We start from the raw sequence: 12,309 nt of genomic DNA on the forward strand, positions 1-12,309 counted from the left end.
TCTCCAAACCTTTTTATCTGATTTATCTGAAATATTTTACACCAGATTCAAAGATTTGCAAGTCCTGTTTTTCAAAAACATTTATGGCAACGCCGTTTTCTCTTCTTTCGGAGTGTGCCATCTTACCGAAAATCCTTCCGTCCGAGCTTGTAATTCCTTCTATAGCTGCGTAAGAACCGTTCGGATTGTACTCACCGCACATTGTAGGATTTCCGTTTAAATCCACATATCTTGTAGCTACCTGTCCGTTTTTAAACAACTCATCTATTTTTTCTTTCGGAGCTACAAATCTTCCCTCTCCATGTGAAACCGGATTTGCATACACATCTCCAAGATTTGCATTTATAAGCCATGGTGATTTATTACTTACAACTTTAATATATGCCATTTTTGAAATATGTCTGCCGATAGTATTTGTAGCCAAAGTTGCTGAAAACTCTTCCTGTGCTTTTATCTTTCCGTCAGGCAAAAGTCCAAGCTTTATAAGCGTCTGGAAACCGTTGCAAATTCCAAGTATCAGACCGTCTCTCAAAAGCAAATCTTCAACTTCTTTTTTCAAAACTTCATTTCTGAAAACTGTAGCAAAAAACTTTGCGGAACCGTCAGGCTCATCACCTGCAGAAAATCCTCCCGGGAACATTATTATCTGTGAATTTCTTATTTCATTTTTATAATGCTCAACAGATTCCTTTATAGCTGAAGGTGAACTGTTTCTAAATACAAATGCCTCAGCACTTGCACCGGCTCTTCTAAACGCTCTTATAGAATCATACTCGCAGTTGGTTCCCGGCATAACGGGAATGAATACTCTTGGTAGAGCATTTTTTTCTTTTGCAATATAAATGCTCCCCGCTTGGTATAATTTATCTTCAAGCTCCTCTTTATTCTCAGGCTCTTCTACTGAAGGGAATACACTCTCAAGCGGTTTTTTCCAGTTTTCCAATATCTTATCAAGTGAAATTTCTTCTGAATTTACTATAATCTTCGGCTCTTTAATTACCTCTCCGATACAGCTTGCTCCTTCAAAATCAAGTTCCGACTCGGATTCCAGCAAAAAGCCTCCAAACTCCGGACTGAATAAAGTCTCTTCATCCGCTTTAAGGCTTACGCCCAACATATTTCCAAAGCACATCTTTGAAACGGCCTCCGCTATTCCGTTTCTCTCCAAAACAAATGCACTTACTATTTTTTTATTTTCTATCTCTGTTTGAATATCACTGTATATTCTCTTTAAATATTCAAAATCAGGAAGATCGTATTTATCTCTCTTTAATTTTACGAAGTAGAGCTTATTCCCGGAATTTTTAAACTCTGTAGATATAATATTTTTATTATCACCTACCGCCACCGCAAAAGAAACCAAAGTAGGAGGTACATTTATATCATTAAATGAACCTGACATTGAGTCTTTACCGCCTATGGACGCAAGTCCAAGCTTCATCTGTGCTTCATACGCTCCAAGAAGTGCCGATAGCGGCTCTCCCCAAGTAGAACTCTCAGTCATTCTTCTAAAGTATTCCTGGAAAGTAAAATGTACTTTTTTATAATCTCCACCTGCTGCTACAATTTTACTTAAAGAGCTGACTATAGCATACATTGCACCATGATATGGGCTCCAGCTTGACAGATACGGATCAAATCCATAGCTCATAATGGTAACCGCATCACTTTTTTCATCCAAAAGCGGCAACTTGGCTACCATACTCTGAGTCTCTGAAAGCTGATATTTTCCACCGTATGGCATGAGTACACTCTTTGCGCCTATACTTGAGTCAAACATCTCTACAAGTCCCTTTTGTGAAGCCACATTCAGATCCGAAACTGTTTCAATCCATCTTTTTTCTATATTTTTTTCTGTTTTTTTGTATTTAAAAGGATTTTTTTCTTCATTTGGAGCTTTTACACAAACATCTGTTGTAGAGGTAGCACCGTTTGTATCAAGAAATGCCCTTGATAAATCAACTATAGTTTTGCCTCTCCATGTCATTTTCAGCCTTTTTTCTTCCAAAACCTTTGCTACAATACCGGTTTCAAGATTTTCTTCCTCTGCATATTTGCAAAATTCTTCTACCGATTCAGGTGAGAGTACCACAGCCATTCTCTCCTGTGATTCGGATATTGCAAGCTCTGTACCGTCAAGTCCTTCATATTTTTTAGACACTTTATCAAGATCGATAATAAGTCCGTCTGCAAGTTCTCCTATTGCCACAGATACTCCACCGGCACCGAAGTCGTTACATTTCTTTATAAGTATTGTTACCTCAGGTCTTTTAAAAAGCCTTTGTATCTTTCTCTCGGTAGGTGCATTTCCCTTTTGCACCTCTGCACCTGCAGTCATTATGGAATCAGTCTTGTGAACTTTGCTTGAACCTGTAGCACCTCCTATGCCGTCTCTTCCCGTTCTACCTCCAAGAAGTACTATGATATCACCCGGATCCGATGTTTTTCTGATAACATTTGCTCTCTTTGCGGCTCCCATTACCGCTCCGATCTCCATTCTCTTTGCAACATAGTTTGGATGGTATATCTCTTTTACATATCCTGTGGCCAGACCTATCTGATTGCCATATGATGAATATCCGTGTGCTGCTCCTGTTACTATCTTTCTTTGCGGAAGTTTACCCTGCATTGTCTTTTCAATAGGCAATGTAGGATCTGCGGCACCTGTAATTCTCATAGCCTGATAAACATAAGTTCTTCCTGAAAGCGGATCTCTTATAGCACCTCCAAGACAGGTTGCCGCCCCACCGAACGGCTCTATCTCAGTAGGGTGGTTATGAGTTTCATTCTTAAAATTGATAAGCCACTCCTCCGTTTTACCGTCAACAACTATCGGCACTACAATTGAGCAGGCGTTTATCTCATCACTTTCCTCCACATCAGTAAGAATCTTATCGGCCTTAAGCTTCTTCATAGCCAAAAGTGCAATATCCATCAGGCAGATTTTCTTGTCTTTTTTGTCCTTATAAAGAACCTTTCTGTCATCTAAATATCTTTCATATGATTCTTTTATAGGAACGCCAAAAAATCCCTCCTCAAAGCTTACGTCTTTTAGCTGAGTTGAAAAAGTGGTATGTCTACAGTGGTCGGACCAATATGTATCCAGTACTCTTATCTCAGTGACAGAGGGATTTCTGTTTTCATCATTTTTTAAATAATCTTGTATAAATTTAAAGTCATCAAATGTCATAGCCAAGGAAAGACTCTCATAACAATCTTTCAAGTCCTTTTCATCCATAGTTATAAAGCATTCTATAGACTCCACATCCTTAGGCATTTCAAAGTCTGTTTTTAAAGTTTCGGGTATAAACTCATCGGCAATCCTTGAGTCTACAGGATTTATACAGTAATTTCTTATACTCTCCTTGTCGGTTTCACTAAACTGCCCCGAGAAAATATAAGTTGTTGCCGAACAGATATTTATATCATCTTCACTTCCAAGCAACTTCACACATTGTATTGCGGAATCAGCCCTTTGATCAAACTGTCCCGGCAAATACTCTACAGTGAAGTAAAAGTCACTTTCAAGATGTGAAAACCTATTTTCGTAACAGATATCAAGCGGCGGTTCACAAAATATAGTATCCAGGCTTTTTTTATAGTCTTCATCCGATATGTTTTCAATATCGTACCTGACCAAAACCCTGACATCATCAAGGTTTTTCAAGCCCAAATAGCTCCTAAGCTCACTCAAAAGTTCCTTTGCTCTTATAGCAAAATCCGGCTTCTTTTCTACATAAATCCTTCTAACGCCCATCTTCTTTCCTCCTCGGAAACCACTACTTAAGACTAACTATATGACTTTGTATTCCTTCACAAACAATATTTGAAAGTTCACCCGCAATAAGCGGTTTCGCATACTCAATGAATTTTTCATTTACTCCAAATCCATCCTCGCTTATCCAACCTCTCGGGATTTCTTTTTCTATGTTTGCAACTAAATTTATATCACATTTTCTTACAATAGACAAATATGGGGCGTCATTTACCCTGTCAAAATACATCATAACTCCGGTTTCACCCTCAATTCCGGCCTTTACCCCTAAAAATCCGATATTGAAAGCCTCATCTATATCGGTTTTACTTTGAAGGTGAGCCGCCGCTCTTTGCAATGTATTTATTTCCACGGCTCTTGTTTTTACGCCAAGTTCACTTTTTATTTTTTTAGCAAGGTAAGCTGCAGTTCCTGAAAGCATCTTATGTCCGAATGCATCCACATTTCCCTCATCCTCGCTTATATAATTTCCGTTTTGATCTTTTATACCCTCAGATACCGCCACAACAATATTATTCTTTTCATTTAGTCTGTTTCCAAGTATATTTATAAATTCTTTCAGATTTAAACCTATTTCAGGTAAGAGAATAAAATCCGCTCCGTCATTGAAACTGTTCTTAGCCAAAGCTGCAGCTGCTGTAAGCCAGCCTGCATTTCTTCCCATTATCTCAACAAATGTCACACTCTTTAAATCATATACATTTGAGTCTCTTACAACCTCAGAAATACATGTAGCTATGTATTTTGCCGCACTTCCGTATCCCGGTGTATGATCTGTAACAGGTAAATCATTATCAATAGTCTTAGGAATTCCGATAAACTTTATCTGGCTTCCTATAATTTTTGCATACTCCGACATCTTAAGTATTGTATCCATAGAATCGTTTCCGCCTATATAGACAAAGACATCTATACTGTGCTTTTCAAGAAGCTCAAATGCCTTTTGATAAACTTCATTACCTGCTTCAGGCTTTGGCAGCTTGTATCTGCAAGAGCCCAGATATGAACTCGGCGTTCTTTTTAAAAGTTCAATATTAAGTTCTGAATTAAGTGTTTCATCAAGGTCTACTATTTTTTCATTTAAGAATCCCTCGATTCCGAATCTCATTCCATACACCTTTTCAAATCCGAAATGCTTTGCTCCGCAACACACTCCCGCCAAAGATGCATTTATAGCCGCTGTAGGTCCTCCCGACTGACCTACAATCAAATTTTTTCTCTCTTCCATAAGCTCCTCCATATTCTAAATATTTTTTTCCGGATCCATTGCATTCAAACTGATTTTTAGAAGTTCTTCCACTTCATCTTTTGGAACCATGAGTCTGTCCGAGAGTTCTTCCACACTTGCTTCTCTGCCGTACTCCTGTGCCAAAATCCTTGATGCTTCCATTAAATCGTTCAGTCTGTCCGCCAGCATATTTGAAGCATTCTTTACCTTTGTTTCCTCATCAATTATCTCATTGAGTCTTTTTTCCACAGCTGTTCTTATCTGCTCTTTTAAATCTCCGGATTTATACTCAGCCACAGCCATTGTAAGCGCCAGATGACTCTCACTTATCAAATCAGTTATTTCCTGACCGCAACCTACAAATGGCTGTATAAGCTCTGTAGCATACATCATATGACCTTCGATAATCCTGTTTTTTGCACTGTTATCTCCATTGGAGAGTGCTTTTTTTAATGTATCAAGTTCTGATTCTTCAAGAGGTTTTATCTCCTTCATATCCTCCAGATACATCTCAAGAATGCTCTTATCCTTCACTTTATTCTCCCGTTTCTTCCACTGTAATATTTATTCTTCTAAACATATTTTTTACATACATATCAAAGTCATTTATAATTTCTCTGTCAAGTAAAAAAGTTTTCGGTGAAAACGAAGATATTAAATTCATCTTTTTATCCGAATATCTTATATTCAAATACAAATCCCCATCTATATCTTTTGTTGTATTTTTCTTGATCCAATCTCTTGTAAATTCTTCTGAAAACTTAAAAATCAGCTTAAAAAAAGTAGGTCTTCTCTTCCCCTTTATTATTTGAAAGCAAATAGGCCTTATTTCACCCCAGGTACAAAAATCTCTGTTTTCCTCTTCGTCGAAATAAGACTTATTAAGCTTACCGTTAATATCAAATTTTACAAATGTATGAAACTCCGCTTCCACAACAGTAAATTTATCGAATATATCTGTCATAAAGAGCAATTTTGTAAATTCCTTAACTTCTAAAATCTCAAAGACCAGCATTTGCTTCCTCCGACCAAAGCGTAAAGAAATCTCTTCCCGAAAGATGAGAGCCTGAATTTTTGCAAACCTTATTAAACTCATTTTCGTTTATATCAATAGGATTTTCTTTTACAAACTCATTATATAAATTCAACAGATATGCCGATTCTCTTTCCTCTTTTATTCTTTGCTTATTCTTTTTTGTAGCTTCCGCATTATAGCTCTTTACGCATTTATAAAGCACATATTTACCCTTGTTTGTAACTATAGGACTTACACTTCCGTCTTCCATTACTTCCAAAGTGTTCTTTACATCATCAGTTTCGTCATTTATCGCTATGCTTCTTGAAATACTGTCGCTTTCCGAAAATTGAGTTGCCAGTTTCACACAATTCTCGCCATTTTTTAATCTGTCTAAAAGAGTATTTGCCAGTTCAAAATCTGAAACCTCAATCACATGAAAATCCATTATTCTGGCTTCACTTTCGCTGACTTCTTTTACATTCTTTTCAATCAATTCTTTTTTTGTTTTATCCACCAAAACATAATCCATGAAAACCGTATCACAGTCTTCTTTTGTAAGTCCCGGGAAATTTTCACTGTTTGCTACATTTTCATCGTAAAATATCTTTGAAAGTTTTAATGCCTTTGTTTTATCCTGCTCAGATAATGTAATATTTTCGTTTCCCGCTATTTTTTTAAGTACAACAAGTTCTTTATAATAATTTTTTAAGTCATTATAAAAATTATCTCTAAATGTAATATTTCTTTCCTTGTCAACATAGCTGTCCCATATTGCATCGGTATATGTATCGGTCATAATTTGACTCTCCGACAGTGCGGGAATAAGCATCTGACTGTAATTATATCCAAGTTTGTTTTCTGATAAATTTATCTTTATATTTTCACTTATGCCGGAAGTTTTTATTCCACAACCTGAAATAAAAAGAGCCGTTATTAATCCGACTAAAAATTTTCTCTTCAATTTTGTCTCCTAAAGCAGATAGTTTAATATCTTCAAAACTCCAAGGTTTTCATTGCTGTCTGCCATAAATCTTGCCGCTTTTTTTGCTACCGGAGCCGCATTTTCTACTGCGAATGAATAGTAAGCGGCTTTAAACATTTCAACATCATTGGCCTGATCACCGAAAACCATTGTCTCGTTTTCCTTTATATCAAAAGCTTCCTGAAGCTTCTTTAGAGCATTTCCTTTGCTTACTCCCTTTGCGGTACAGTCAAGCCACATCTCACCTGCATAATTTACCAAAAGTTTATCCGAATATTTTTCTATAATATCATCGGCCTTACCGTATACATTCTCCGAATATGCGGAAATTTTTATTATATCTTCCACCTTGGTAAGGTCGTCTACAAGTTCTATTCTGCCCCTGTATCCTCCTCTTATCCAGTCTATAAGGAATTCATTGTTTTCCTCAATATAGTATGATGATTCATCTGCAACTATTGCAATCAAATCCTTGTTTTTTCTTATATCAAGGATCAATTTCTTTGAAATCTCATCATCCATTTTATTTATAAACAGACTTCTGCCGTTTACTCCGATATAAGCTCCGTTATCGGATATATAAAATATCTTGTCCTTTACTTCTTCAAAGACATTTTCTATACTCACCCACTGCCTTCCGGAGGCAACGACAAAATGAATTCCTTTGTCATGAACAGCCTTTATCATATCAACTATTCTTTTATCAAGCTTGCCACCGCCGTCACTTACTAAAGTCCCGTCCACATCCGAGGCAATAAGTTTTATCATTAATATATTCCTCCAATTACAAATGCTATAACAATACCTAAAATCGCACCCATAAATACCTGTAGCGGAGTATGTCCTACGAATTCTTTCAATCTTTCTTCAAAATGTTCAAAATTATCTTCAAAAATATTATTTTCCAGAATCATATTAAGAAGTTTTGCCTGCTTTCCCGTCTCTCTTCTTACTCCCATTGCATCATACATAACAACCAAAGCAAAAATAAATGTAACGGCAAACTCAAAACCTGCAAACCCGTGTTTTAATGCACTTGAGGTTGCCAGAGCACATACCGTAGCCGAATGTGAACTCGGCATTCCGCCACTTCCCCAGAGTCTGTCGGGTGAAAATGATTTATTATACCATATATCAATCATTGTTTTTAAAAACTGAGCAACCAGCCATCCGAGAGCCGCACTGATGAGCACCTGATTTGAAACAATCTCATCTAAAACACTCATACTGTCCCCTCCCCCGCTCTGTGAACATTTTTCATATTTGCAATTATTTCATTTATAGAAGTTGACTTGTCAGCCATTGTAAGCACCCATCCCTCCCTTGAAAGAGGAGGAATCGGTGTTAAAGGAAACATATGAGTTTTAATCATACTTGCTTCTTTATTTGTTATATTAAAATACTCTTTTGCATTTTTTGCCGCCCTGTAAGGATGTGTGAAGCCATGTAAAAATGCTCCCGTTTCCTTTGTCGGTCTATGCCAGTCATATAGGTAAAAATCATGTAAAAGTGCCGCTCTTGCAGCAGATTTATAATTTAAACCAAGTTTTTTGCACACTAAATATGTTGTATATGAAACGTCTATACTGTGCTCCATTGTAGATGTGCATCCATGTTGAACGAAGCCGTCCAGTTTTTGAAAAATTTCACTGTTAAGTATATCTTTCACACATTCCATATACTCTATATTATTTAAATATTCTTTCATCCTATTAACCAATCATACAGAGCCTGATACTCAAGTGCAGACTGCTTCCATGAGAAGTCCACAGCCATCGCTCTGTCAATCATCTTATTCCATTCTCTTTTTTTATCATAATAAATATGCTTAGCAAAATTTATTCTGTCAAGCATCTCATGTGCATTATAATTTGCAAATGAGAAACCTGTACCCTTTGACTCGAATTCATTGTAGCTTTCTACGGTATCACAAAGTCCACCTGTCTCACGAACTATCGGAAGAGTTCCGTATCTTAAAGACATCAGCTGGCTGAGACCGCAAGGTTCAAACAGCGAAGGCATAAGGAAGGCATCCGCAGCTGCATATATCTTATGTGACATCTCCTCGGAGTAATAGATATTTGCAGATACTCTGTCAGGGTATTTCCATGCATAATGTCTGAACATGTTTTCATATCTGTCATCTCCGGTTCCCAGTACCACAAGCTGTACATTCTCCTCACAGATTTGATCCATCATATATTCTACCAAATCAAATCCCTTTTGATCCGTAAGTCTTGAAATGACCGCAAGCATAAACTTATTATCGTCTACAGGCAGTCCGAGCTCTTTTTGTAAAGCTCTCTTATTTTTAATTTTTTCTTTTCTGAAGTTCTTACTGTTATAATTTTTATAAATAAGCTTGTCTGTTTCAGGATCAAACTCATTATAATCAATACCGTTTACAATTCCTCTAAGATCATTTTGTCTGGCTCTTAAAAGTCCGTCCAATCCTTCACCATAGAAAGGATTTTGTATTTCATTTGCATATGTCTTTGATACTGTTGTTATAGCGTCAGCATATACAAGTCCGCCCTTTAAGAGGTTCGCATCCTTAAATGCCTCAAGCTTATCAGGTGTGAAATAATAATCACTTAAGCCTGAAAAATACTGTATTGTCTTAACATCCCAAGTACCTTGGAATTTAAGATTATGTATTGTAAATACAGACTTTATCCCTCTAAAGAAATCTCCGCCTGCAAATCTGTCCTTCAAATATACAGGTACCAAACCGGTTTGCCAGTCATGACAGTGAATAAGGTCGGGTCTGAAGTCTACAAAAGGCAGCGCACAAAGAGCGGCCTGTGAGAAGAAAATAAACTTTTCAATATCGTAAAGCCAGTCTCCATACGGCTTTGGGCCTCCGAAGTACTCTTCATTATCTATAAAATAAAATGTTACTCCTTCAACTTCCTTCTTTAATACTCCTACATACTTACTTGAGCCGGCATAATCAATATAGAAATCACCTATATATTCCAGAGAATTTCTTATTTCTTCCTTCATACACATATACTTCGGCAAAATAACTCTGGCATCAAAATATCTCTTATCCAAATACTTCGGTAAAGAGCCGACCACATCCGCCAAACCGCCTGTTTTAATAAACGGTACCGCTTCCGATGCAACAAATAATATCTTCTTCATAAGTGTTCCCTCCTTATTTTCTTGAGTCTGCTTCCTGTACCATTTCCCTTGCGGTTTTAAGTACAACTTCAGTCAAATTATTTCCGCCTATCAATCTGGCTATCTCTTTTATTTTACCATCCTTATCCAGTAAATCAATATTCGTTTGTGTAGACTTTCCGTCTGTAGACTTTGATATAAATAAATTTTGATCCGCCATTACAGCTATCTGCGGCAAATGTGAAATACACAGTACCTGATGACTTCTTGATATATGACTGAGTTTTTCTCCTACTTTTACCGCAGTCTTTCCGCTTATACCCGTATCTATCTCATCAAATATTAAAGTCTGTATCTCATCATTGTTTGCAAAAACAGTCTTTAATGCCAGCATTATTCTGGACAGCTCACCGCCGCTTGCAACCGTTTGTAAAGGTTTTAGAGGTTGTCCCGGATTTGTACTTATCAAAAATTCAACTACGTCAAATCCGTCTCTTGAAATCTTCTCTCTTTTTGTGAATTTGATTTCAAATTCCACTCCGAGGAAGTTTAAATCTTCAAGTTCTTCTTTTATTCTTTTGGCCAATGTAATTGCAACATCTTTTCTTATTTCGCTGATTTTTGTACAGTCTTTTATTATACTGTCTTCAAGTTTTATTGCATTTTCCTTCAGTACAAGTACTTTATCCTCAAAATCTTTTAAAAATTCAAGTCTCTTTTCTTTTTCTTTTAAGAGCTCTTTGATTTTATTATAATCACTTGAATATTTTGTTTTTATATGTCTTATTGTATCCAGTCTCTCTATAACCCTGTCATATTCCTCTTCATTGTATTCAAGATTATCAAGGTATCTGCTTGTATAATGCATTGTTTCAGCTATAAAATCTTCAATGGTATTTAAATTTGACAATACAATATCCAAGCTGTCGTCCAATGCCGCAATTTCTGAAACCGACTTAATATTGCTTCCTATATCTTCATTTTCAAGCTCTTCAAGCAAATCTGAAAGCACATCATTTATCTTTGAGATACTCTTTCCCTTTTTAAATACCTGCTCAAGTTCTTCTTCTTCATTAGGCTTTATATCGGCTTTTTTTATCTCGGATATTTCAAAATCCAGAATATCGATTTCTCTTTTCCTGAGTCTTTCATTTATTCCTTCCTGAATTCTTTGATTTATCTTTTTTAACTCACTGTAATTTTTTGATAAATTCTTCTTTATCTCCATAAGCTTTTCAGGACAAAAAGAATCTAAAAGTATCAGATTATTACCTGCACTTAGAAGTGACTGATGTTCATGCTGTCCATGAATGTCTATCAAAGTGTCTGTAATCTCCCGCAGCTTTGCAAGAGTTACGGTTTCATCATTGATTCTGCACACACTTCTTGTAGAGCTTATTTTTCTGGTTATTATGAGCAAGTCGTCTTCAAAAGAAATATCCAGTGTTTTCAGTTTTTCTTTTCGCTTCTCATCCAATGTGAAAATAAGTTCTACAATTCCCTCATTTTCACCTGTTCTTATAATATCTTTACTCGTCTTTGCACCCAAGGCAAGATTTATTGAATCTATCAAAATAGATTTTCCCGCACCTGTCTCACCGCTAAGTACACTAAGTCCCTCTTTAAAGTAAATATCCGCTTTTTTTATTAATGCAAGATTTTTTATATGTAATTCTATCAGCATAATTCTCCTTTTTAGATACTACCCTGATACATCGTTATACTTATTCATTCTTATAAACAAGTTTTCTTATTCTTTCCATGACAACCACTGTATCATCTACACTTCTTATGGCCGCCATAATTGTATCATCACCTGCAATACAACCTACTATCTCACTCATCTGCATGGAATCAAGAGCTGCCGCAGCCGCCATAGCCATACCCGACACAGTCTTTACAACAAGAATATTTTGTGCCATATCCATTGATACAAAGGCTTCTCTAAGTATCCTTACATATTTTTCAGAAATCCCGTCCTGCTTAGGCATCAGAGAATACTTTTGCTTTCCGTTAGCCATTACCACCTTTGAAAGCTTTAAATCTCTGATATCTCTTGAAACTGTAGCCTGAGTTACTGCAAAACCGCCCTCTTCCAGCCTTTGAGCAAGTTCCTCCTGTGTCTCGATATCATACGAGTTAATGAGTTCCACAATCTTTGAATGTCTTTTTGTTTTCAT

At 36.5% G+C, this 12,309-nt stretch carries 11 protein-coding genes; all 11 read right to left on the reverse strand.

Annotated features, from left to right (window positions below; genetic code table 11):
• Positions 1–22: 22 nt before the first annotated feature.
• The 11 genes from EHV10_RS00720 to argR are packed head-to-tail and all read right to left on the reverse strand — an operon-like array spanning position 23 to position 12,309.
• Positions 23–3,757, reverse strand: coding sequence for a phosphoribosylformylglycinamidine synthase (locus EHV10_RS00720; protein WP_128672967.1), 3,735 nt, complete (start codon positions 3,755–3,757; stop codon positions 23–25).
• 22 nt (positions 3,758–3,779) lie between these two features.
• Entirely contained in the window at positions 3,780–5,003 is a 1,224-nt protein-coding gene (locus EHV10_RS00725; RefSeq protein WP_128672968.1) for a 6-phosphofructokinase, read from the reverse strand.
• A gap of 15 nt (positions 5,004–5,018) precedes the next feature.
• A complete protein-coding gene (locus EHV10_RS00730) occupies positions 5,019–5,537 on the reverse strand; it encodes a sigma-70 domain-containing protein (RefSeq protein WP_128672969.1) in 519 nt (172 codons plus the stop codon).
• Position 5,538: 1 nt separating this feature from the next.
• Positions 5,539–6,018, reverse strand: coding sequence for a DUF5721 family protein (locus tag EHV10_RS00735; RefSeq protein WP_128672970.1), 480 nt, complete (start codon positions 6,016–6,018; stop codon positions 5,539–5,541).
• Positions 6,005–6,982, reverse strand: coding sequence for a hypothetical protein (locus EHV10_RS00740; RefSeq protein ID WP_128672971.1), 978 nt, complete (start codon positions 6,980–6,982; stop codon positions 6,005–6,007). Before EHV10_RS00740 ends, EHV10_RS00735 begins: the two co-directional genes overlap by 14 nt.
• A 9-nt stretch (positions 6,983–6,991) precedes the next feature.
• Positions 6,992–7,771: an HAD family hydrolase gene (locus EHV10_RS00745; RefSeq protein ID WP_128672972.1), complete on the reverse strand. Its 780-nt coding sequence runs from the start codon at positions 7,769–7,771 to the stop codon at positions 6,992–6,994.
• Positions 7,771–8,229, reverse strand: coding sequence for a divergent PAP2 family protein (locus EHV10_RS00750; protein ID WP_128672973.1), 459 nt, complete (start codon positions 8,227–8,229; stop codon positions 7,771–7,773). The genes EHV10_RS00745 and EHV10_RS00750 overlap by 1 nt, the downstream gene beginning before the upstream one ends.
• Complete coding sequence (locus EHV10_RS00755; protein WP_128672974.1) at positions 8,226–8,711, reverse strand: HD domain-containing protein; 486 nt, start codon at positions 8,709–8,711, stop codon at positions 8,226–8,228. The genes EHV10_RS00750 and EHV10_RS00755 overlap by 4 nt, the downstream gene beginning before the upstream one ends.
• On the reverse strand, positions 8,708–10,150 hold the full coding sequence (gene glgA, locus EHV10_RS00760) for a glycogen synthase GlgA (protein WP_007592898.1): 1,443 nt from the start codon (positions 10,148–10,150) through the stop codon (positions 8,708–8,710). Before glgA ends, EHV10_RS00755 begins: the two co-directional genes overlap by 4 nt.
• A gap of 13 nt (positions 10,151–10,163) precedes the next feature.
• Positions 10,164–11,813 carry a DNA repair protein RecN gene (gene recN, locus EHV10_RS00765; protein WP_128672975.1) on the reverse strand — a complete coding sequence of 550 codons (1,650 nt, stop codon included), beginning with the start codon at positions 11,811–11,813 and terminating at the stop codon, positions 10,164–10,166.
• Positions 11,814–11,853: 40 nt separating this feature from the next.
• Complete coding sequence (argR, locus tag EHV10_RS00770; RefSeq protein ID WP_128672976.1) at positions 11,854–12,309, reverse strand: arginine repressor; 456 nt, start codon at positions 12,307–12,309, stop codon at positions 11,854–11,856.

The organism is Lachnoanaerobaculum gingivalis (genome assembly GCF_003862475.1).
Lineage (GTDB): Bacteria > Bacillota > Clostridia > Lachnospirales > Lachnospiraceae > Lachnoanaerobaculum > Lachnoanaerobaculum gingivalis.

Bases quoted from the DNA above. Each gene is read 5' to 3' on its own strand.
- EHV10_RS00720 (WP_128672967.1), bottom strand. From the start codon at position 3,757: ATGGGCGTTAGAAGGATTTATGTAGAAAAGAAGCCGGATTTTGCTATA.
- EHV10_RS00725 (WP_128672968.1), bottom strand. From the start codon at position 5,003: ATGGAAGAGAGAAAAAATTTGATTGTAGGTCAGTCGGGAGGACCTACA.
- EHV10_RS00735 (WP_128672970.1), bottom strand. From the start codon at position 6,018: ATGCTGGTCTTTGAGATTTTAGAAGTTAAGGAATTTACAAAATTGCTC.
- EHV10_RS00745 (WP_128672972.1), bottom strand. From the start codon at position 7,771: ATGATAAAACTTATTGCCTCGGATGTGGACGGGACTTTAGTAAGTGAC.
- EHV10_RS00750 (WP_128672973.1), bottom strand. From the start codon at position 8,229: ATGAGTGTTTTAGATGAGATTGTTTCAAATCAGGTGCTCATCAGTGCG.
- EHV10_RS00755 (WP_128672974.1), bottom strand. From the start codon at position 8,711: ATGAAAGAATATTTAAATAATATAGAGTATATGGAATGTGTGAAAGAT.
- glgA (WP_007592898.1), bottom strand. From the start codon at position 10,150: ATGAAGAAGATATTATTTGTTGCATCGGAAGCGGTACCGTTTATTAAA.
- recN (WP_128672975.1), bottom strand. From the start codon at position 11,813: ATGCTGATAGAATTACATATAAAAAATCTTGCATTAATAAAAAAAGCG.
- argR (WP_128672976.1), bottom strand. From the start codon at position 12,309: ATGAAAACAAAAAGACATTCAAAGATTGTGGAACTCATTAACTCGTAT.